The following is a 22,758-nucleotide window of genomic DNA, read 5'->3' on the forward strand; positions in this document are numbered from 1 at the left end:
ACAACACCCAGTGTGGTGGCGATAGCGAGAAGGATACACCTGTTCCCATGCCGAACACAGAAGTTAAGCTTCTTAGCGCCGATTGTAGTGAAGGGTTTCCCTTTGTGAGAGTAGGACGTCGCCACGCTAATTATTCCGGCATAGCTCAGTTGGTAGTAGCGCATGACTGTTAATCATGATGTTGTAGGTTCGAGTCCTACTGCCGGAGTTCCTTAATATAGGATTTATGAGTAATATTTTGCTTCTTTTAACTCTGGAGAGTTGTCCGAGAGGCCGAAGGAGCATGATTGGAAATCATGTAGACGGTTAACACTGTCTCAAGGGTTCGAATCCCTTACTCTCCGTATTAAGTTTCTTATTGGCCCGTTGGTCAAGCGGTTAAGACACCGCCCTTTCACGGCGGTATCACGGGTTCGATTCCCGTACGGGTCATTTATATTTTTTGGAGGTTTAGCTCAGCTGGGAGAGCACCTGCCTTACAAGCAGGGGGTCGGCGGTTCGATCCCGTCAACCTCCATTAAATTACGGTTTGGTAGTTCAGCTGGTTAGAATGCCTGCCTGTCACGCAGGAGGTCGCGGGTTCGAGTCCCGTCCAGACCGTTATTATTATAGTTTCTTGGCGCAGTAGCTCAGTTGGTAGAGCAACGGATTGAAGCTCCGTGTGTCGGCAGTTCGATTCTGTCTTGCGCCATTTGGAGGAATAGCGAAGTGGCTAAACGCGACGGACTGTAAATCCGTTCCTTAGGGTTCAGTGGTTCGAATCCACTTTCCTCCATTACATAGTAGGGATATAGTTAAACGGTATAACTACGGTCTCCAAAACCGTCATTGTGGGTTCGATTCCTACTATCCCTGTTAATATTTTATGGCGATTGTGGTGAAGTGGTTAACACAGCGGATTGTGGTTCCGCCATGCGTGGGTTCGATTCCCATCAGTCGCCCTTAGCTCTAAGTATTATCTTATATGTTTTATGGCGATTGTGGTGAAGTGGTTAACACAGCGGATTGTGGTTCCGCCACGCGTGGGTTCGATTCCCATCAGTCGCCCTTAGCTCTAATTTTTGGGGTATAGCCAAGCGGTAAGGCAACAGGTTTTGATCCTGTCATGCGTTGGTTCGAATCCAGCTACCCCAGTTTTCTCTTTAAGAGAATTATTAATTTCATATTATGGCGGTATAGCCAAGTGGTAAGGCAGAGGTCTGCAAAACCTTCATCACCGGTTCAAATCCGGTTACCGCCTTGCAAAAAAATATTTCATGCCGGCGTGGCGGAATTGGCAGACGCGCTGGACTCAAAATCCAGTGATCTCACGATCGTGCCGGTTCGACCCCGGCCGCCGGTATCAATGAAGCATCAACGTAAACTATACGTTGATGTTTTTCTTTTTGTTTAATATAGAAGAGGTTCATTTTGTTCTATTCTATATAAGAATTGAAATGTAAGTAGTTGAGTCTTTTAGATATCATTAAATTAGTATCAGAAAAAATTGTGACACATTTAAGTTCAATATAAGACTGGTTTGATAGTGTTTTAAACTTAAAAAAAATGATACTGTAGACTTTTCTATTGATATTTGGTAAGATGTTAACTATTGCTAAGTTAGCAAAGATATGTCGATTAAACTGCAGTCGTTGTTATACTCTTAGTATGTTAATAGAAATAAGATAAAAGAGGTTACTATGAAAAAAATAAACATTTGTTTTTTGTCTATTTTACTGGCTAGTTATATTTGCCCAGTTTTGACAAGTGCAGAAATGATGGTAGTAGAAAATTCTGATAATATAGATCGGACTGCAGAAACTGAAAGCTCAAGTGTCACTAGTTCTGATGTTAATGAAGCAATAACTACAAGTCAATATACAACAGATGAAACAGATAATTCTGTAACTGGATCTGAAGTATTTACTGAACCAATTATGGAAAATGAAGAAGAGAATGAAAGATCTTCAAAAGCGGTTTTGGTTTCAGGGACATTTGGTACTAGTAAATGGGAACTTGATTCTACAGGCACCTTGCACATAGCTAGCGGAGAATTTGCAAATACTCAAAATAGATCTCCTTGGACCCAATTTAAAAATCAAATCAATAAAATAATTTTTGATGGTCCTGTTAAAGCAGCTAGCAACTCTTCCCATCTTTTTTCAGACTTAAATCATGTGACTGAAATTATGAACCTAGGTGAATTAGATACAAGTGGAGTAAAATTTATGCGTGACATGTTTGCTAATGCAGGTAGTTTGGTAGTGTTAGATTTATCAAATTTTGATACAAGCCAAGTTCAAGAGATGGGTTTTATGTTTTCTTATACTACTAGTTTAGTTAGTTTAAATGTATCAAGCTTTAATACGAGTAAAGTCACTTCTATGAGAAGTATGTTTTATGGTACTAAAAATTTGAGTAACTTAGATATAACGAACTTTGATACTGGTCTTGTAGAAGATATGAGTGGTATGTTTAGTGGAAGTAATGTGAGGAGCTTAGATGTATCAAATTTTAATACTAGCGCAGCAACAGATATGAGTGGCATGTTTAGTGGCCTTGATTTGAATAATTTAGACTTGTCCGGGTTTGATACGACTCAAGTGACAAATATGAATGCTATGTTTAGATGGAGTAAATTAAATAATTTAGATATATCTAAGTTTAATACAAGTAGCGTAAAAGAGTTGGATAATATGTTTAATGGTAGCCAAATAGAGAACTTAGACTTATCAAATTTTGATATAAGTCAAGCGAGAAATATAAATAACATGTTTAGTGCTAGCCTAATAAGTAGTTTAGATTTATCCAGTTTTAATACGAGTCAAGTAGTTTATATGTATGAAATGTTTGATAATATGAAGCGGCTTAAACATATTAAACTTGGGGAGCTATTTCAATTTAAAGACGAAGTAAAACTACCAATGCCTAGTGCTACTGCACCTTACTATGGCAAATGGCAAAGAGATCATAAAGGACCTGTTTACACATCAGACGAATTAGCAGAGCAGTATGACGGTTCAACAATGAGCGGTAATTATTATTGGGCTGAAAAATTACCAACTTTAGAAGTAAAAGATTCTATGATATATGTTGGAGAAGACTGGAATCCAGAAGATAATTTTATTTCAGCAACCGATGAGGATGGAAATATTCTACCCTTTGATCCGAGTATGACGGATGATGTAGTTAATACGAATGTTCCTGGAAGTTATGAAGTTACTTATACAAATAAAAGTATATCTAAAACGATTACTGTTACTGTGAAAGAGAATAAGCAAACACTCGAAGTAAAAGATTCTATTGTTTACATAGGAGAAACTTGGGAAGCTAAAGATAATTTTATTTCGGCAACTGATATTGATGGGGAGATTATAGAATTTGATCCTAGCATGACAAAAGATACGGTAAACCCAAAGGTACCGGGAGTTTATCACGTTACTTATAAAAATGGTAGTATATCAAAAACGGTAACTGTTACCGTAAAAGAAAACAAAGAAAGTATTCAGGCAAAAGACTCGTTCATTTATGTAGGAGATGACTGGAATGGTCAAGATAACTTTGTTTCTGCAAATGACAAAGATGGAATGAGTATTCCATTTAATGAAAGTATGATCATTGGGATAGTTAACACTCAAGTACCGGGAAGGTATCCAATTACTTATGCATATGCTAACAGTGTAAAAGCGATTGTAGTTACTGTAAAAGAAAATAAAGAAAGTATTCATGTGAAAAGCTCAGCGATTAAAGTAGGAGATAAATGGAATCCAGAAGATAATTTTGATGGTGCGACTGACAAAGCGGGTGCATTTGTTGAATTCAAGGACATCAAAGTTACTGGCGTAGTGGATACATCAAAAGTGGGCGAATATGAGATAATTTATTCCTATGGTAAAATATCTAAAAAAATAATTGTATTTGTTGAGGGAAATAACTATGAAAAAAATACAGAAATTGATAATCATAAAGATAATGTTCTAGGATCAGGCGGAATAAACATAAAAGTTAAAAATACTGAAAAAAATAAAGAACAGCAAGTATTACCTAAAACAGGAGAAAAAGATCAAGTGTTTTTATTATTTTTAGGTCTATTTCTTTCTTTTACATCAATTATCATAGTTAAAATACGTAAAAATAAAATATAATGATACAAAAAAGGGAAGAAGACATTTAATTGTTTTCTTTCCTTTTTTGTATCGTTAAAAATCAGCTTATAGCAATTGATTAGAAGAAAATAACTGCTCAACTTGTTCTTCGGCCCACTGACACCATTGTAACTCTTCTTCACATATACGTATTTTTCTTTGGATGACTAAAAAACGTCCAAAGTTTTTTTGTTTTTCTTGTGGATCTGTTAATTGATCGATTTGAGCTTGTTTCTCTTGATTTTGCTTGAGTATTTTTAATTGATGCTGTTTTCTTTCGAAAAGTAGACCTTTGACTGTATCTTTATCTAAGATCGAAGCTACATACATTTTGGCAAGAAATTCGTCTTTTTGAGAAGGTTCTTTTGTTTCTTCTTCTATCCAAACATTGACGACTTTTTCTCCTTTTTTAGTTAAATGGTAGATTTTTTTTTGAGAATGTTTTTCGTCATTTTCAACTGAAACATATTCTTCTTTTAAAAGCTTTGCTAACGAAGTATAGATTTGACTATGGTGGGCTTCCCAAAAAAGTGAGAGGTACTGTTTTAATTCGTAACCGGTACAAGGTTTTCTGACTAACATACAAAGTAAAATATAACTAAGAGTATTCATACTAACTGGTCTCCTTTTCCATGTTGAATCCGCTTATTTTCCATTATAGCACAAATTAAGCAGAAACATTATAAATAAATACATGTAAATATTGACATGTATTTATTTATGTAGTATTTTTATATAGAAAGAAGGTAATGAAGTGGAAGAATCAGAATTTTTAGAGGAACGTTTAGAAGAAGTGAAGGTTGATAAAGGTGGACTGCGTTCCGCGTATGCAGTTGCGTTCACTTGTATGATTGCATTTATGGGAATTGGTTTAGTTGATCCTATCTTAAAAACAATCGCGAAACAGTTGGATGCTACACCAGCGCAAACAACACTTCTATTTACAAGTTATATGCTGGTGACAGGTGTCATGATGTTGTTTACAGGTTTTATTTCAAGTAGGATCGGTGCAAAGAAAACATTGATTTTCGGACTTATTATTATTATAGGGTTTTCATGTTTAGCTGGTTTTTCTGAAACGATTAATGGGCTGATTTATTTGCGTGCTGGTTGGGGCTTGGGAAATGCTTTATTTATTTCAACTGCCTTGTCAACAATTGTCGGAGTTCTGGCTGGTCAAACAGAAAAAGCTATTATTATGTATGAAGCTTCTATGGGGCTAGGAATGGCTATTGGACCTTTACTTGGAGGCGTGTTAGGAAGTATGTCTTGGCGCTTACCATTTTTCGGTGTGGCGACATTGATGTTTATCGCAACGTTAGCGATTGGATTGTTATTATCTCCTATGGCGAAGCCAAAGAAAAAAGTTTCTCTTTTTGCAGGGATTAAAGCATTAAGTAACCATAAGCTACGTTCAATCGGGATTATTGCGTTGTTGTATAATTTTGGCTTTTTTACGTTGTTAGCTTATGCGCCATTTTTACTTGAAGGATTTACAGAAATGCAAGTTGGTTTTGTCTTTTTTGGCTGGGGCTCTTTACTAGCAATTGCTTCTGTATTTATTGCACCTATTTTAGAGAAAAGAATCAATACTTATAGAACAATTTTACTAGCATTATTCTTTTTCTTTGCTTGTTTAAGTTTTATTGGATTTAATGCACAAGCGCCTGAATTAGTTGCTTTAGGTGTAATTTTGGCAGGTTTTTTCCAAGGCTTGATCAATACGTTGTTGACAACTATTGCGATGGAGATTCCTGAAATTGAAAGAAGTGTTGCTTCGTCTTCTTATAGTTTTATTCGCTTTTTTGGTGGAGCAATCGCACCTTTTGTAGCTGGAAAATTAGCAGAAATTTGGAATTCTAGTGTGACATTCTATTTTGCCGCATTTATGGTATTGATTGGTTTGATATTTGTGTTTATTCATAATCAGTATTTTGCAACCGAAGAAGAATATGAATAGAAGAAGTAACTTGGAAAAGAGTTGTATTGATGACTAATGAACAAGTGACTTGGATGTTTCGACAATACGCAGCTTTCATTTTAATAAAATTCATGCGACGAATTAATCTACTTATAGAAGATTGATTCGTCGCTTCTTTTTTAGGATAACTGTTTTAAATAAATGATTCACTCATAAAAAAGGCTGTAATATAAAATATTTCATCTTGCGGTATGCTAATTGCGTAATATGTTTCTAAAAATTGACTATTTTTTTGGACGCTTTTTATTTCCTTTGTATATTTTTCTTGAAATGCTGTTGTTTGTGGGAAGCTACTGACATTTTTTCCTTGTTTTAAACGGTCGATCATACAAACAACATGGCATGCTAATCCTACTTTTATTTCATAAGAAATATCAGGATTAATTTCTAAAGCCATTGCTTCAACCCATTCTCGTACTGAAAAGATTAGTTTTTCACCATGTTCGTATTCAAGCATACTAGCAATATTAGTTCGCATACCTTCAAAGGCTATTTCATAATCAATAAGAGACTGGATTTTTGCTGTTTTTGTCTCATCTAACGCATCGGTAATCGAAAAATGTGGAGAGGGTAGAGTCAACTGAAAAGTGCCAATCGTACAAATGATTTTTCCTGATTGACTTAAGTTACTAATGGTTTGTTCTAATAAATGTTCATCCGTTATTTGTAGAGAGACAATTTCACATTCACCACCTCTTAAGTTCAATCGGCTGCTTAGCATTTTTTTTATTAGTTGGGCAGAACCTTCACCTGTAGTGCAGAGTGTAAGAATATACAATTTTAATTTTTTTTGTTCGTCATTCTTTTTTTGGTAAGTAGAAAGACCTTTGATATTCATAGTTGATTCAAATATTTCATTTAAACCATAGCCAAGGGAAGCTTTTCGACTAGCTTCTAAAACGTGAAGAGTGCTGACAAGTTCAATGCAACGGATGTGAATATCTAGTTTTTTTTCTAGCTCATCACTAAAATTAATCAAAGAACCCATATCCACCAACAATAGGACATCTTTTAACTGATCTTTGCTAGAGAGATACTTTTGAATGTTAGTCAAAGCAACGATTGGTTTTTCTTCAAGGCTCATATCAAATCCGACAGCTATCCGTTCTCCGAGAAGCTTGTTGACCACATTAGCCATACTTGTTGCGGTTGACTCCCCGTGAGCCACAACGATAACTTCAACTTTAGCTTTGTTTTTATTTGGACTCTCCTCAGAGGTGAAAAATAGTGCAAGAAAACCGGCTTCATCTTCAGGGAGCTGGATGCTAAAGTCAGCTTCGATAACAGAAAGACAATGTTGAGCCGCTTCAAAAAGTCGAGGAAACTCGCTTTTAATTTCTGTGATTCGCGGATTAATAATCGTCTGACCTCGTTTGACTCTCTGAATTGTATTATACAAATGGAGGGCTAATCCATAACGGACATTATCTGACAGATAAACGTTTAATAATCGAGAGGCTTTTTCACATACTTTATTAGCTGTTGCAACGATTTCAGAACCTACAATCTGTTCGAGGTTTGTTAAATCAACAATATTATCGCTATTATATGAGCGATAATAATTGGTGATCGTGGTGTCGATGATTTCAGATGTTTGAGAAAGATCCAAACCGATTCGTTCCATATCACTCATTTTTTGCTCAATGATTTGGTAGATATCATTTCCTTTTGTATCTTTGGGTAAAAATAGTGTGGTTTCTTCTTCGTTAAAAAGGAAGAAGCGAGCATTCATATTTGGTAGAAGAAGCCAGATTTTTTTTCGGTCCTCCGTATTGTAAAGACCTTCCCGGATATAATGAGGAAGTTCATAACTACTGATTTTGATGGTTTCTTCTTGTCTAGCAATAAACTGGGCGTAAGCTTTTGCACAAAGCAGTTGAATATCTGCTTTTAACTGCCCTACATTATTTGGACAATGGTATCCTAATAAAGCTCGAACCGTATTGGTAGAGACTTCTATTGGTGTTCTCAATTTCTTTGTTTCGTTTTGGAAGAAAGTTGAAATCAAACCTAAGCGTTCTTCTAAACCACGGTCTACTAAACTAGGGATTTCGATTCTCATTGGTATTCTACGGATAAATGTTTGGAGCAAAGAAGATGAAGTGTCTTCTGTTGTTGCACAAACGAGTAATACTTGTGCTTGTCTTTCACTACTTGTTTCACCAAGTCTTCGATAGATACCTCGATCAATGAAGGTAAATAGCATTTCTTGTCCCTCAGGAGGCAAGCGATGCACTTCATCAAGAAATAAAATACCGCCATTTGCTTTTTCCAGTAATCCTACTCGATCATCATCTGCACCAGTATAAGCGCCTTTAAGAACGCCAAAAATAGAACCCACTAATAATTGTGGATTGTTGGCATAGTCTGCACAATTGAAGGTGACAAATTTAGAATCCGCTTTCACTTTTTTCTGTGTTACAGCATAAGTATAAATAAATTCAGCAAACATACTCTTTCCAACACCAGTTTCTCCAGTCAATAGGATATGCATTCCATTTGGTGGATATAATACAGCTGCTTTAGCCTGTTCACCACAGTGAAAAAGGCTAGGGTTTTTTTTGATAAATTCGTCCAAAATATTATCTGTAGCTTCTTTTTTTGAAGATGTTGAGTAGAAATAAACAGGTTTAGTGCCACTTTTTTTTGCTTTACCTAATTTAACTAATTGGTTTAAATCACTGCTGACATTTGCTCGAGTGATACTTAGCTGTTCCGCAATTTCACTCGCAGTTACAGGCAGTTCTTCAGAGTATTGGGTAAGTAATTCTGCTACTTTATCAATTCTTTTCATTTTTTCCCCGACCTTTGATAGATAGTGTGTTTTGTATTCTATGGACTAAGTATAATGTTGTGCATCGAAATAGTCAAAGTCATCTGTTTTATTTATGACAATGTGTTTTGCTCTTCAAGATAAATGTGTTTTATCTGTATGTAGTAAGAAACACATGTGCTGTGATTGCTATTAAATCAAACTCTTAATTGTTTGGCACACTTATTGCGTATATAACTATGTAAACGTAATTAGTGTTTGAAGGGAGAAGGTTAAATGATTTCAGAGACAGACGTTATGCAGATCATTGTTTATGCTGGAAATGCAAAGTCATTAGCGATGAATGCAATCAAAGAAGCTAAAAATGGAGAGAACGCTAGCGCAAAAAAAATGTTAGAGGAGAGCAAAAGTAATTTAAAAATTGCTCATCAGTATCACACAGATATTTTACAAAAATTTGCGAATAATCCGGATGAACCGGCAAATATGTTTTTGACACATGCGCAAGATCATATGATGGCAGCGATTACTGCAACAGATTTTACCAAAGAATTTATTGATTTACATGAAGAACTCCAAGAATTGCGTATTTTAATTAAACAGAATGATTAAAAATAAAAAGGAAAAGGTGATTTAGGATGAAAATTACATTAGCATGTGCAGGTGGAATGTCAACAGGAATGTTAGTTAAAAAGATGGAAGAGTATGCCAATTCACAAGGAATTGAAGCGAATATTTCCGCATGTGGTCTTAGTGAACTTGAAGAAAAAGTGACAGGTTCAGATATTATTTTATTAGGCCCACAAGTTGGTTACCAACAAGACGATGTGAAAAAAGAGTATCCTAATATTCCAGTTTTAGTGATCGAGATGATGGATTACGGCATGATGAATGGGGAAAAAGTTTTTAAAAAGGCACAAGAAGTCATTGCATCTAGGTAAGGATAGTTAAAGGAGGACTACAAATGTCAGAAACGAAAAAAAGTTCATTTATTAATGGGTTGAATGTATTTGTCAATAAGTTTTCAAATAATACTTTTGTTAAGAGTATCGCTAATGGGATGATGATGACCCTACCAATCACGATTGTAGGAAGTCTGGCAACGATTATTGGAATGATTCCTGGCTTACCTGAAATGGTGATGAAAGCTTGTTCGTTAGGAACATCTATTTCAAGTAATCTTATCACGATTTATGTGATTATCGGTATTTCTTGTGCAATGGCAAGAGAGAAAAAAGGAGATGCGATTTCTTCAATTATTTTATCATTGGCTTCGTTTTTTGTTTTAACTCCAATTACTGCATTTGATATTGGTAAAGAGAAGCCTGCGATGGCGTTTGAGTTAACTTATTTAGGATCAAAAGGCATTTTCGTTGGGATGATCGTAGCATTAGTCGTGACTTGGGTGTTTGCTAAGATGGTAGAAAAACGTATCACCTTTAGAATGCCTGAAAGTGTGCCGACAGCTATTGCGAAAACGTTTGAAGCAATCGTTCCAGCAGCAATTATTTTTATCGTAATACTTATGATCAGCACAGCATTTGCTGAGACTAAATTTGGAAATGTTCATGATTTTATTTATACAAATCTTCAAACACCACTTGAATCTTTAGGTGGTTCGATTTGGTCCGCTTTATTCATTATGTTTTTATCAGAATTATTATGGTTCTTTGGTATTCACGGAAGCATGGTAGTAGGTTCAGTTATTGCGGTCTTATTTACAACACAAGCATATGCAAATATGGAAGCAGTAGCAGCTGGAGAAGCAGCTACTAATATTATCAATTCATTCTTCTTAGATGCATTTAAAGGACCTAGAGCCTTAGCATTAGCAGTCATTTTAGTTTGGATGAGCAGAAGTGAAAAGTTCAAATCAATTGGAAAAATCTCTTTAGTGCCAAGTATTTTTGGAATCACTGAACCAATGAAATTTGGGATTCCGATGATCATGAATGCAATCATTTTTATTCCATTGACTCTTTCAGCAGCTGTCTGCGTAGGGATTGCATATATCGCTACAATTATTGGATTTTTACCAGTTATTAGTGTGAATGTGCCTAAAAATCTTCCAACTTTCTTATCTGGTTTTATGGCAGCTGGTTGGCAAGGATTGGTTGTACAGTTGATTCAATTTGTTGTGGTATTATTACTGTATCTGCCATTTATGAAAAAATTGGATAGTCAAGGAGTTGCAGAAGAAACTGCAAATCTTGAAAATCAGTAGGAGCGTGAAATGATGCAAGCACTTCAAGTGAAAAGAGACGGGGATGAATTGGCGATCTGCATTCCTGATACAGTGGAAGTTCCTGTAAAAGTATATTATGGGACAAACAGTTCAACTTTGAATAATACTATCTATTTTGAATTTTACGAAACAGGCTGGCAAAAATTGACGGATCCAGATCCTAAAGAACGTCTTTACTTTCATCTAAAATCAAACGTAACAACTTTTATAGGAGCAGAACGAAGAGTACCTTTGACTAATTTATATAATTGCCGTGATATGGGGGGCTACCTTACAACGGATAATCGATTAACTAGTTGGGGGAAAATTTTCCGCTCAGATGCCTTGCATCAAATCGACGAGCATGGTCAAGAATACATTGAACGTATGGGAGTTAAACGAATCATTGATTTTCGTTCGCCAGAAGAAATTGCCAAAGATCCAAACAAGTTGATTTCAACAAGTGAGACATTTAATTTTAATCCTCATGCAGACATTGCCCAACAAGCTAGTACTCAATCTGTTTCAAAAAAAGATGAAGACAAAATAGCTCAATTAGAAGTAATGGTAAAGACAGATGAAGGTCGCCAGCAGTTGATTAAAAACCGCAATGTCATGATCAAACAAATGGAGCAATTGGTAGTAGGAGCAAATGCCATTGAGGCGTATAAAAAATTTTTCAAAACTCTCCTACAAGACGATGTAACGCCTCTGATTTTCCATTGCCAAGGTGGGAAAGACCGAACGGGTTGGGCGGCTGCCTTGTATCTAGGTGCATTGGGTGTAGATAAAGAACAAATTTATCAAGATTATTTATTAACTGATCAAATGAATGCGCCTAGAAATGCAAAAAGGATGGCAATCTATAAAAAATATACTGACAATGAAGATGTATTAGCATTTCTGGCATCACTACAGCAAACAAGAGAAGATTATTTAGATGGTGCTTATAATACTGTAGAGAAACGCTATGGTACGATAACTAATTATTTAAAAGAAGTATTAGCGGTAGATAAAGATCACTTAGAAATTTTAAGAAATAAGTATTTATATTAAGTAGACTCGATATAATTAGTGAGAGAAATAAAAACAGCAAGACAGATGAATCAAATCGGTCTTGCTGTTTATTGTTTTACGATAAGTAACAATAATATTTAATTAGTGGAATTTATACATAGCAAAGCCAAGGATTGTTTTTTTCCTTTATTGACAACGCTTTACTTTCATGTTTTAATAACAAGAGAAATCAAGATTGTTACTGAATTTTCAGGCTATACTTTATTTCTTTTTATCAACATTTAATTAGCTAGCTGATCTAATCTCATTGAGGAGATATCATGGAAGTAAAAAAAGTAATTAATAATAATATTGTAAAGTCTCTTGATGCAGACGGTCATGAAGTATTGGTGATGGGTAAAGGAATTGGGTTTAAAAAAACGATAGGTGATGTCATTGATGATGCTCTTGTAGAGAAAGTGTATACGAGTAATGCAGACATCAGTACAAATAAACTCACTCAGCTATTGTCAAATGTTCGTTTAGAGCATTTACAGGTCGCTAATGAAATTATTGGTTTTGCCAAAGTTTCTTTAGGTAAAAAGTTGAATGAAAATATCTATCTTACATTAACAGACCATATCGATTATGCGATCGAACGACACAATAATGGTTTACCTGTTAGAAATGCACTTCTTTGGGAAATCAAGCGTTTTTATAATCATGAATACTTGATCGGAAAAGAAGCATTAAACATGATTTCTAATCGTCTGAACATTGTGCTGCCAGAAGATGAAGCAGGTTTTATAGCATTGCATATCGTTAATGCTGAACTGGATCTCTCACAAGTCAGCCAAGTTTCTGAGATGACGAAAGTCATTCAAAAAATCATCAATATTGTTAAGTATCATTATAAAACTGATTTGGATGAATATACGTTAAATTATGAACGTTTTATCACACACTTAAAGTTTTTTGTACAGCGTTTGTTTAGTGGAATTGAGCTGGATAAAGACAAGGATGAAGGTTTTCTGTTTATGTTAAAAGAAAAATATCAAGAAGAATACCTTTGTGCGCTGAAAATTCGTGAATATATCGGAAAAGAATTTGGTCGTGATTTACAAGAAGATGAAATGATTTATCTTACCATTCATATCAGAAGAATAACCAACAATTAAAGGATTGTTACTGCGTTTGAGCAGGCTATACCTAGGAAAATCTCTTTGAAACAAGAGGTTTCTTAGGTATTTTTTATGGTTTTTATTATGTTTAGGAGGAAAAGGAATGAATTATCAGGAATTAGCACAATCGATTATTGAAAAAATCGGTGGGAAACAAAATATTGGTGGTTTAACTCACTGTGCAACAAGATTACGTTTTAACTTGAAAGATGAGGGAAAAGCTCAAACAGATGAAATAAAAAATACTACAGGTGTTATGGGTGTTGTTTCAAAAGGCGGACAATATCAAGTGATCATTGGTAGTGATGTGGGCAGTGTCTATAAAGAAATTTTGAAAGAAATACCCTCTTTAGACGGACAACAAATGGAGTCAAACGAAAAAGATGATCGTGGCACCGCATCAAAAATTATTGATACAATTACAGGTATTTTTACGCCAATTCTACCAGCAATTACAGCAGCTGGGATGTTAAAAGCAGTTCTTTCATTATTAGTTGTTTTCAATGCGATCGATAAAACTGGACAAACCTATATTATTATTGATTTTATGGCAGATTCTGCTTTTTACTTCTTGCCAATTCTATTAGCGGCTTCTTCTGCTCAGAAATTTAAAACGAATATGTATTTAGCGATGATGGTAGGCGGAATTTTACTCCATCCTAATTTTGTAGGAATGGTCAATGCGATTAAAGAAGCCGGAGAAGGCGGAATTCATCTGTTCGGTATGCCGATTTCTGCTGTAACATACGGCTCTTCAGTTATTCCAATTATCTTGTCTGTTTGGTTTATGTCATATGTTGAACCAATTGCAGATAAAGTTTCACCAAAAGTGATTAAATTCTTTAGCAAACCGTTAATTACAATTGCTATTGTTGGTACAGTTTCTTTAGTAGTTATTGGCCCAATTGGTTACTTTATCAGCGATGGTATTTCAAATGGAATCAAAGCATTGGAAAACTTTAGTCCTTGGTTAGTTCCAACAATCATTGGTGCATTTACACCATTATTTGTGGCAACAGGTACTCATTATGGTCTTGTTCCAATTGGAATCAATAATCGTATGACAACAGGATATGACACAGTTATTTATCCAGGAATGTTGGCGTCAAATCTAGGGCAAGGTGCTGCTTCATTAGCAGTTGGACTTAAAAGTAAAGACTCTTCGATCAAACAATTAGCAGCTTCAGCTGGTTTAACTGGCTTATTTGGTATTACAGAACCTGCATTATATGGTGTCAACTTAAGATTTAAAACGCCTTTATATGCAGCGATGATCGGTGGTGGTCTTGGGGGCTTATTCATGGGAATTAGCCGCGTAAAAAACTTTACCGGTGGTTCACCAGGTTTATTGACACTTCCAAGTTATATCGGAGATGATACGTTAAAGCACTTATATATGGCTTGTATTGGTGCAGCAATTAGTATTGTGATTTCTTTTGTTATTTCATATATTCTATATAAAGAGCCTGTTACTGAAGGAACACAAAAAGAAAGTGAAAGTGATAAAGTAGTAAACTCTACAATTTCTGAAGATGTAATTAATGTAGCAACTCCTGTAAAAGGAGAAATAGTTCCTTTGTCAGTAGTTGGAGATGGTATGTTTTCAGAAGAAATTTTAGGTAAAGGTTTTGCAGTGAAGCCGGTTGAAGGTATTGTCTATGCACCATTTTCAGGAACAGTTACAGCAGTTTTTGATTCTAAACATGCAATTGGGCTAACGAGTGACTCAGGAATTGAATTATTGATACATGTTGGGATTGATACTGTTCAGCTAAATGGAACTGGTTATGAATATGTTGTAGAAAAAGGACAAAGAGTTCAAATTGGTGATAAGTTAGTTGAATTTGACTTAGAAAAAATTGCTGAAAAAGGCTATAATATAATTACACCCGTTGTTGTAACAAATTCAGCAGATTTTGGAGATATTATTACATTAACCAAAGCGTTGGCAGAACAAGGTGAACAAGTAATGAAGGTTATTCGATAATAAGAAACCTTTTATTCTAATATATTGGAGGATGATTTTTTATGGGATTTAGAAAAGACTTTTTATGGGGCGGCGCAACAGCGGCCAATCAATGTGAAGGCGGCTATAACGAAGGAGGTCGTGGATTAGCTAACGTTGATCTAGCACCAGTTGGTCCAGATCGTTTTCCAGTAATCACAGGGGAGAAAAAAATGTTTGCTTTTGACGACGAACATTTCTACCCAGCTCAAAATGCGATCGACATGTACCACCGTTATCAAGAAGATATCGCGTTATTCGGCGAAATGGGTTTTAAAACCTACCGTTTATCAATTGCCTGGAGTCGTATTTTCCCTCTAGGAGACGAAACTGAGCCGAATGAAGAAGGCTTGAAGTTCTATGAAGATTTGTTCAAAGAATGCCGCAAACACAATATAGAACCCCTTGTAACCATCACTCACTTTGATTGTCCTATGCACTTAGTGGAAAAATATGGTGCATGGCGCAGTCGTGAAATGGTTGGCTTTTACGAAAATCTATGTAACGTGATTTTCAACCGTTACAAAGGCTTAGTTAAATATTGGTTAACATTCAACGAAATCAATATGATTTTACACGCACCATTTATGGGGGCTGGTCTTTATTTTGAAGAAGGCGAAAACAAGGAACAAGTCAAATATCAAGCGGCGCATCACGAATTATTAGCAAGCGCCATCGCAACAAAAATCGCTCATGAAGTCGACCCAGAAAACCAAGTAGGTTGTATGTTAGCAGCTGGAACAAACTATGCCTATACATGTAAACCAGAAGATGTTTGGGCAGCACGCAAGGCTGATCGTGAGAATTTCTTCTTTATCGATGTACAATCTCGTGGAGAATACCCAGCCTATGCGTTGAAAGAATTAGAACGTGAAGGAATCGAATTACCGATTGAAGACGGGGATTTAGAATTATTGAAAGAACATACAGTAGACTTTATCTCATTTTCTTACTATTCTTCAAGAGTTCAATCCACCGATCCAGCAATCAATGAAAAAACAGCTGGAAACATCTTTGCCTCAGTGAAGAATCCATACTTGGAAGCAAGTGAATGGGGCTGGCAAATTGATCCGCTAGGCTTACGTACAACTATGAATGACTTATATGATCGTTACCAAAAACCATTGTTTATCGTTGAAAATGGCTTAGGAGCAGTAGATACACCAGACGAAAATGGCAATGTGATCGATGATTACCGCATCGAATACCTAGCAGCTCATATTCAAGCGATGAAAGATGCCGTAGAACTTGATGGGGTTGATTTATTAGGTTATACAACCTGGGGTTGTATCGATCTTGTTTCAGCTGGAACAGGGGAAATGAAAAAACGTTATGGCTTTATCTATGTAGACCGTGATAATGAGGGCAATGGTACGTTGAAACGTTCGAAGAAAAAATCATTTGACTGGTATAAAAAAGTCATTGCGACTAATGGAGAAGATTTAACGAACTAAATCTATTCTTAATTACAATAAAAGGACAAAAGCAAGGAGCTAACCCTCGTTTTTGTCCTTTTTGCTGTATGGAACTTAAATGATCTATGTAACCTGTTACGCAAAATGGAACAAAATACAAGCTGCTTTGCACTTCATCAAGAGTTTGGAAAACGCTTCAAAAAGAGTGGTTTTCGATGTATGCTTAATCCGTCAAAAGGAAAACTCGAGGAATCCGACAATAAAAAACTAAAAATGGATTGGTGGAAGCAATGATGAGAAAAAGAGACTTTGTTGATACAAATGATTTTACGAAAGCAGAAATCGATTTTATGATCCAACTCGCTTTAAAATTAAAAGAATCAATTAAAAATGGCTACTATCCGCCGCTCTTAAAAGATAAAACATTAGGAATGATTTTTGAACAGTCGTCAACGCGCACTAGAGTATCTTTTGAAACAGCAATGACACAACTTGGTGGTCATGCACAATATTTAGCGCCGGGACAAATTCAATTGGGTGGTCATGAATCTTTAGGAGATACAGCTCGTGTGTTATCACGTTTAGTAGATATCTTAATGGCTCGTGTTGAACGTCATCAAACCATTGTCGATCTGGCAAAAGATGCAACGATCCCAGTTATCAATGGTATGAGTGATTATAACCATCCCACACAAGAATTAGGCGATATCATTACAATGACAGAACATTTGCCAGTAGGTAAAAAACTTAGTGATTGTAAAATCGTCTTTGTAGGAGATGCAACTCAAGTATGTGTTTCTACGATGTTTATGGCAACAAAAATGGGAATGGATTTTGTTCAATTCGGACCAAAAGGTTTCCAAATCAAAGAAGAAACATTGGCAATCGGTCGTAAAAATGCTGAGCTTTCTGGCGGCAGTGTTTTGATCACAGAAGATCCAGAAGAAGCAATGAAAGACGCCGATTTTATTTATACAGATGTTTGGTATGGCTTATATGAAGCTGAATTATCAGAAGAAGAACGGATGGCGACCTTCTATCCAAAATATCAAGTAAATCAAGGCTTGATCGATAGAGCGGCACCTCATGTTAAATTCTTACATTGTTTACCTGCAACAAGAGGGGAAGAAGTGACAGACGAAGTATTAGATGCTCCTTACTCTATCGTTTTAGATGAAGCTGAAAATCGTTTAACGGCAATGCGTTCATTATTAGTTTACTTTATGAATCCGTACTTAGATTATGCTAGTGAAGCAGTTGGTGAACAGTATGATGCTGAATTTGAATTAATGTTGAGAAATGCTGTAGTTGCTAAGTGAATTTAGAGAAATGATGGAAACGAAGTGGAGTCGATCATAAAATCTTTTCTACTTCTATTTCCATTTCCTTAATGAAAGGTGCGTACAAAACATGAAAGAAAAAAAGAAATTTCGGTTGTTTGACGCAGTTCTAATGGCAGTTGTTGTCATACTTGTTGTTGAATCTGCTGCTCCTGCCGCTGCAATCGGTTCATCACAATTTTTCTGGTGGGGTATTTTACTTATTTTATTCTTCCTGCCCTATGGTTTGATTTCTGCTGAACTAGGGACCACGTATACAGGAGACGGTGGCATCTATGATTGGGTCAAAATGGCTTTTGGCCGTCGTTGGGGAGCACGTGTCGCTTGGTTTTATTGGATCAATTTTCCAATTTGGATGGCAAGCTTGGCTGTTCTTTTTACGGAAGTGATGACACAGATCTTTGGTTTGGAGCTGGGAACACCAGCATTAGTGATTGGTCAATTAGTCTTTATTTGGGCAGTGACATTCATTAGCTGTTATCCCGTTAGTGATAGTAAATGGATTTTAAACCTTGCTGCTTTTGCAAAAGTAGCGATCATGGTTTGCCTAGGTGTCTTAGGAATCTATCATGCGGTGACCAAAGGGATGGCCAATGATTTTTCTGGAAAAGCACTATTACCAACCTTTGATCTAGAAAGCTTAAGTTTTATCTCAGTTATTTTGTTTAACTTCTTAGGCTTTGAAGTAGTTACAACGTTAGCGAGTGATATGGAAAATCCTAAAAAACAAATTCCACAGGCTATTATCTTCGGAGGTATTTTGATCGCATTCTTCTACCTATTTGCTGCATTTGGAATGGGAGCAGCTGTTCCGGCAGATCAATTATCAACCTCAGGCGGGCTGATCGATAGCTTTATTTTATTAGTCGGTGGAATCAATCCGTTTGTGATCATTATTGGGTTATTGTTTATGTATACATTAGCGGCGAATCTAATTTCTTGGGCATTGGGCGTAAACTATGTTGCTTTTTATGCTGCCAAAAATCATGATATGCCAAAAGTGTTTGCCAAAGAAAATCCTAAAAATGAAATGCCAGTCGGTGCTTCCATTGTAAATGGAATAGTCGCCTCAGTGTTAGTAGTGGCAGCACCGTTTATTCCAAATGAAAATATCTTTTGGGCGTTCTTTGCCTTGAATGTGGTGGCATTATTACTTTCCTATATCATGATGTTTCCAGCTTTTTTGAAATTACGTAAAATCGATCCCGATAAAGAAAGACCATTCAAAGTACCAGGAGGACCTGTTTTATTAAAAATTATTGCTTATATTCCATTGGCATTGTTAGTTATTACTTTATTTTTCTCGATTGTTCCGTTATCTAGTACAGAGTTTACGGAAAAAATACCGATCTTGATCGGAACACTGGCTGCAACGATCATTGGAGAAATTTGTATTCGCTTAGGGGATAAAGGGTATGTTAAAAAAGAAGCAGAAAAAAATCAAGAGAAGGAGAGTTTAAAACATGAAAACAATTGATAGTTCACCGAAAAAAGACGGCTTCCGCATGCCTGGGGAATTTGAAGCGCATCGGGGCGTATATATTTTATGGCCAGAACGTCCAGATAATTGGCGTAACGGTGGCAAACCTGCGCAGAAAACATTTGTAGATGTTGCTGCTGCAATCAATGAATTTGAACCAGTGACTGTGGGTGTCTCTGCTGAACAATATGATAATGCCCGTCATATGTTGCCAGAAGATATTCGTGTTGTTGAAATTGCCAACGATGATGCTTGGGTTCGAGATTGTGGACCGACCTTTGTGAAGAATGATGAAGGAGACATTCGTGGTGTAGATTGGACCTTCAATTCATGGGGGGGCTTAGTCGATGGTCTTTATTTCCCTTGGGATAAAGATGACCAAGTGGCACAAAAAATTTGTGAAGTAGAGTGGATTGATCGGTATCGTTTAAATGATTTTGTCTTAGAAGGTGGTTCTATTCATGTAGATGGTGAAGGAACATTGATCACAACAGAAGAATGTCTACTATCAGAAGGTAGAAATTCGCAGCTTTCAAAAGAACAAATAGAACAAGTTCTAAAAGAATACTTGTCACTAGAAAAAATCATTTGGTTAAAGCGTGGTATTTATTTAGATGAAACTAATGGTCATGTAGATAATATTGTGAATTTTACCAAACCAGGAGAAGTTGTATTAGCTTGGACAGATGACAAAAACGATCCCCAATATGAAATTTCAAAAGAATGTTTGGACATTTTAGAAAACGAAACAGATGCCAAGGGCCGCAAGCTAGTTGTTCATAAATTATATGTACCTAAACCGATTTTAATTACAGAAGAAGAAAGTTTAGGAGTTGATGCAGTAGCAGGAACATTGCCTAGAGAAAAAGGGGATCGTTTGGCTGCTAGTTATGCAAATTATTACACGGCAAATGGCGGGATCGTTTTACCTTTATTCGATGATCCAAATGATGAAAAAGCCATTGCGTTATTACAAAAATTATATCCTGATAGAAAAATTGTTGGTGTTCCTGCTAGAGAAATTCTTTTAGGCGGTGGGAATATCCACTGTATTACCCAACAAGTACCAAAGTGAGGTGAAATAAATGAAAAAACGTATTGTAGTCGCTCTGGGAGGAAATGCCATTTTAACCACAGATCCTAGTGCCAAAGGGCAGCAACAAGCATTAGTACAAACAGCTTATTATTTAGCAGATTTTATTGAAGCAGGCCATGAATTGATCATCACGCATGGCAATGGGCCACAGGTTGGGAACTTATTATTACAACAGCAAGTAGGTGCAACAGAAAAAAATCCAGCAATGCCTGTTGACACCGCTGTTGCAATGACTCAAGGTAGTATTGGCTATTGGTTGGAGAACGCTTTAGTTGATGAATTGAAAAAAAGAAATATTTCAAAAAATGTAGCAACTCTTTTGACCCAAGTGGTTGTCAGTGAAACAGATCCAGCATTTCAAACACCAAGTAAACCCATCGGTCCTTTTTTAAGTAAGGACGAAATGGAGAGAGAAAAAAAACAAACATCTGCAACGTATATAGAAGATGCTGGCCGCGGTTATCGTAAAGTCGTTCCTTCACCAAAACCGATCGATATCGTTGAATATCCAGTGATTCAGCAACTGGTCGAAAATAGTATTGTAACAATTGCAGGTGGCGGCGGAGGAATTCCAGTTATTTTGAAAGATGATACGTATCAAGGAGTAGAAGCTGTGATTGATAAAGATTTCGCTTCTGAAAAAATTGCCGCTTTAATTCATGCGGATATGTTAGTGATTTTAACTGGTGTGGATCATGTCAGCATCAATTTTAATCAACCGAATCAATCTGATCTAACGAAAGTCAGGGTTGCTGATATGGAGAAATATATGGAAGAAAATCAGTTTGCACCAGGCAGTATGTTGCCTAAAGTACAAGCCGCAATAACATTTATTAAAGAAAATACCAATGGCAAAGCCGTGATCACCTCCTTAGAAAATATCAAAAATTTGTTGACTGAAGAAACTGGTACAATTATAACGGCTTAGTTTTATTAGAAGAGTAGAGGCAAAAACTAGTTTCTACTCTTTCTTTCTGATATATTAAAATATATCGCTTACATATAAAAACACTAGCGACTGATGAGGTAAAGGAGACAAGCTCGTATGAAATTAACAACTAGCAATCCTAAAATGGATGGTTTTTTCGTACCAGGAGAATTTGAGCCACATGAAGAAACTTATATGATTTGGCCAGAACGACCTGATAATTGGCGTAATGGTGGAAAACCAGCACAAACAGCCTATGCTGAAGTAGCCAAAACGATTGCGATGTTTGAACCAGTAACGATGTTGGTTTCTGCTAAGCAATATAAAAATGCCCGACAATTACTACCAGAATCAATCCGAGTGATGGAGATGAGTAATAATGATGCTTGGATCAAAGATTATGGCCCAATTTATGTAATAAATAAGAAAGGAGACGTTCGGGGAGTAGACTGGCGTTTTAACGCTTGGGGCGGGTTATTAGATGGACTCTACTTTCCGTGGGATCAAGACGATTTGATCGCTGAAAAATTATGCGAGTTTAATCGGATTGACTATTATTCTCTAGAGAAATTTATTTTAGAAGGTTGTTCGATTCATTTTGATGGTGATGGAACGTTATATACAACAGAAGAAGTTTTACTTTCTGAAGGGAGAAATGGTAAACGTTCAAAAGAGGAAATCGAAACGATTTTAAAATTATACTGCACTGTAGAAAAAATTATTTGGTTAAAACAAGGTTTCTTTTTGGATGAGACGAACGGTGATATCGATAATATGCTTAATATTATCCGTCCAGGTGAAATTGTTCTAACTTGGACAGATGACCCTGATGATCCTCAATATGAGATTTCTAAAGCAGCTTATGAACAGCTAAAAAATGAAACTGATGCAAAAGGACGAAAACTAATTATCCATAAAATGTTGATGCCAGAACCAATGTATATCACAACAGAAGAAAGTCAGGGAGTAGACCCAGTAAACGGCATGCTGCCAAGATTTCCAGGAGACCGACTGACTGCTAGTTATGTTAGTTATTACACAGCTAACGAGGGCATTATTTATCCTTTGTTTAATGATAAAAATGATCAAGTAGCTGGATCACTATTAGAAAAACTATACCCAAATCGCAAAATTATTGGTGTTCCAGCTCGAGAAATTTTGTTAGGCGGCGGAAATATTCATTGTATTGCGCAAAGTATTCCTAAAATTAGGTAG

At 36.1% G+C, this 22,758-nt stretch carries 16 protein-coding genes, 13 tRNA genes and 1 rRNA gene; 28 read left to right on the top strand and 2 right to left on the bottom strand.

The genetic code is table 11. The features are described 5' to 3' along the window. Nucleotides 1-11: 11 nt before the first annotated feature. From rrf to JZO69_RS03200, 15 genes are all read left to right on the top strand, one after another. Nucleotides 12-127, top strand: a 5S ribosomal RNA gene (gene rrf / locus JZO69_RS03130). 7 nt (nucleotides 128-134) lie between these two features. Next, nucleotides 135-208 (top strand) — tRNA-Asn (locus JZO69_RS03135). 47 nt (nucleotides 209-255) lie between these two features. Then, nucleotides 256-344: transfer RNA gene (locus JZO69_RS03140), tRNA-Ser, on the top strand. 16 nt (nucleotides 345-360) lie between these two features. Further along, nucleotides 361-432 (top strand) — tRNA-Glu (locus JZO69_RS03145). A gap of 12 nt (nucleotides 433-444) precedes the next feature. Continuing rightward, a tRNA-Val gene (locus JZO69_RS03150) sits at nucleotides 445-517 on the top strand. A 9-nt stretch (nucleotides 518-526) separates the two neighbouring features. Then, a tRNA-Asp gene (locus JZO69_RS03155) sits at nucleotides 527-600 on the top strand. 18 nt (nucleotides 601-618) lie between these two features. Continuing rightward, nucleotides 619-691, top strand: a tRNA-Phe gene (locus tag JZO69_RS03160). Between the two features lie 3 nt (nucleotides 692-694). Continuing rightward, nucleotides 695-775 (top strand) — tRNA-Tyr (locus JZO69_RS03165). 9 nt (nucleotides 776-784) lie between these two features. After that, nucleotides 785-855 (top strand) — tRNA-Trp (locus JZO69_RS03170). Nucleotides 856-868: 13 nt separating this feature from the next. Then, nucleotides 869-941, top strand: a tRNA-His gene (locus JZO69_RS03175). A gap of 33 nt (nucleotides 942-974) precedes the next feature. Beyond that, a tRNA-His gene (locus JZO69_RS03180) sits at nucleotides 975-1,047 on the top strand. Nucleotides 1,048-1,062: 15 nt separating this feature from the next. After that, nucleotides 1,063-1,134, top strand: a tRNA-Gln gene (locus JZO69_RS03185). A 35-nt stretch (nucleotides 1,135-1,169) separates the two neighbouring features. After that, nucleotides 1,170-1,240: transfer RNA gene (locus JZO69_RS03190), tRNA-Cys, on the top strand. An 18-nt stretch (nucleotides 1,241-1,258) separates the two neighbouring features. Then, nucleotides 1,259-1,342 (top strand) — tRNA-Leu (locus tag JZO69_RS03195). Between the two features lie 337 nt (nucleotides 1,343-1,679). After that, entirely contained in the window at nucleotides 1,680-4,124 is a 2,445-nt protein-coding gene (locus JZO69_RS03200) for a bacterial Ig-like domain-containing protein (protein WP_207111453.1), read from the top strand. Nucleotides 4,125-4,190: 66 nt separating this feature from the next. Here JZO69_RS03200 and JZO69_RS03205 read toward each other — a convergent pair whose 3' ends face one another. After that, complete coding sequence (locus JZO69_RS03205) at nucleotides 4,191-4,736, bottom strand: PadR family transcriptional regulator (protein ID WP_207111454.1); 546 nt, start codon at nucleotides 4,734-4,736, stop codon at nucleotides 4,191-4,193. 142 nt (nucleotides 4,737-4,878) lie between these two features. Between JZO69_RS03205 and JZO69_RS03210 the strand changes: the two genes are divergently transcribed. Next, on the top strand, nucleotides 4,879-6,084 hold the full coding sequence (locus JZO69_RS03210; protein WP_207111455.1) for an MFS transporter: 1,206 nt from the start codon (nucleotides 4,879-4,881) through the stop codon (nucleotides 6,082-6,084). Nucleotides 6,085-6,238: 154 nt separating this feature from the next. Here JZO69_RS03210 and JZO69_RS03215 read toward each other — a convergent pair whose 3' ends face one another. Then, on the bottom strand, nucleotides 6,239-8,899 hold the full coding sequence (locus JZO69_RS03215; protein WP_207111456.1) for a sigma-54-dependent transcriptional regulator: 2,661 nt from the start codon (nucleotides 8,897-8,899) through the stop codon (nucleotides 6,239-6,241). A 255-nt stretch (nucleotides 8,900-9,154) separates the two neighbouring features. Between JZO69_RS03215 and JZO69_RS03220 the strand changes: the two genes are divergently transcribed. The 12 genes from JZO69_RS03220 to aguA (JZO69_RS03275) all read left to right on the top strand — a co-directional run bounded on the left by JZO69_RS03220 (nucleotide 9,155) and on the right by aguA (JZO69_RS03275) (nucleotide 22,758). Then, nucleotides 9,155-9,490, top strand: a complete 336-nt coding sequence (locus JZO69_RS03220) for a PTS lactose/cellobiose transporter subunit IIA (protein WP_207111457.1) — start codon at nucleotides 9,155-9,157, stop codon at nucleotides 9,488-9,490. 26 nt (nucleotides 9,491-9,516) lie between these two features. Further along, the gene (locus JZO69_RS03225; protein WP_207111458.1) at nucleotides 9,517-9,819 is read left to right on the top strand and encodes a PTS sugar transporter subunit IIB; all 303 of its coding nucleotides are present in this window, start codon (nucleotides 9,517-9,519) and stop codon (nucleotides 9,817-9,819) included. Between the two features lie 23 nt (nucleotides 9,820-9,842). Then, on the top strand, nucleotides 9,843-11,102 hold the full coding sequence (locus JZO69_RS03230; protein ID WP_207111459.1) for a PTS sugar transporter subunit IIC: 1,260 nt from the start codon (nucleotides 9,843-9,845) through the stop codon (nucleotides 11,100-11,102). Between the two features lie 9 nt (nucleotides 11,103-11,111). Next, nucleotides 11,112-12,158 carry a tyrosine-protein phosphatase gene (locus JZO69_RS03235; protein WP_207111460.1) on the top strand — a complete coding sequence of 349 codons (1,047 nt, stop codon included), beginning with the start codon at nucleotides 11,112-11,114 and terminating at the stop codon, nucleotides 12,156-12,158. 281 nt (nucleotides 12,159-12,439) lie between these two features. Then, complete coding sequence (licT, locus tag JZO69_RS03240) at nucleotides 12,440-13,276, top strand: BglG family transcription antiterminator LicT (RefSeq protein ID WP_207111461.1); 837 nt, start codon at nucleotides 12,440-12,442, stop codon at nucleotides 13,274-13,276. Between the two features lie 106 nt (nucleotides 13,277-13,382). Next, nucleotides 13,383-15,266, top strand: a complete 1,884-nt coding sequence (locus tag JZO69_RS03245; protein ID WP_207111462.1) for a beta-glucoside-specific PTS transporter subunit IIABC — start codon at nucleotides 13,383-13,385, stop codon at nucleotides 15,264-15,266. A gap of 41 nt (nucleotides 15,267-15,307) precedes the next feature. Next, a complete protein-coding gene (locus JZO69_RS03250; RefSeq protein WP_207111463.1) occupies nucleotides 15,308-16,738 on the top strand; it encodes a 6-phospho-beta-glucosidase in 1,431 nt (476 codons plus the stop codon). A 254-nt stretch (nucleotides 16,739-16,992) separates the two neighbouring features. Further along, nucleotides 16,993-18,018 (top strand): putrescine carbamoyltransferase, encoded by a 1,026-nt coding sequence (ptcA, locus tag JZO69_RS03255; RefSeq protein ID WP_207111464.1) that lies wholly within the window; start codon nucleotides 16,993-16,995, stop codon nucleotides 18,016-18,018. Between the two features lie 91 nt (nucleotides 18,019-18,109). Continuing rightward, nucleotides 18,110-19,516, top strand: coding sequence for an APC family permease (locus JZO69_RS03260; RefSeq protein WP_207111465.1), 1,407 nt, complete (start codon nucleotides 18,110-18,112; stop codon nucleotides 19,514-19,516). Then, a complete protein-coding gene (aguA, locus tag JZO69_RS03265) occupies nucleotides 19,503-20,594 on the top strand; it encodes an agmatine deiminase (protein ID WP_207111466.1) in 1,092 nt (363 codons plus the stop codon). Before JZO69_RS03260 ends, aguA (JZO69_RS03265) begins: the two co-directional genes overlap by 14 nt. Nucleotides 20,595-20,604: 10 nt before the next feature. Then, nucleotides 20,605-21,543, top strand: a complete 939-nt coding sequence (gene arcC, locus JZO69_RS03270; protein WP_207111467.1) for a carbamate kinase — start codon at nucleotides 20,605-20,607, stop codon at nucleotides 21,541-21,543. Nucleotides 21,544-21,660: 117 nt separating this feature from the next. Further along, nucleotides 21,661-22,758, top strand: a complete 1,098-nt coding sequence (gene aguA, locus JZO69_RS03275; RefSeq protein WP_207111468.1) for an agmatine deiminase — start codon at nucleotides 21,661-21,663, stop codon at nucleotides 22,756-22,758.

This window comes from Candidatus Enterococcus ikei (assembly GCF_017316105.1).
GTDB classification, from domain to species: domain Bacteria; phylum Bacillota; class Bacilli; order Lactobacillales; family Enterococcaceae; genus Enterococcus_L; species Enterococcus_L ikei.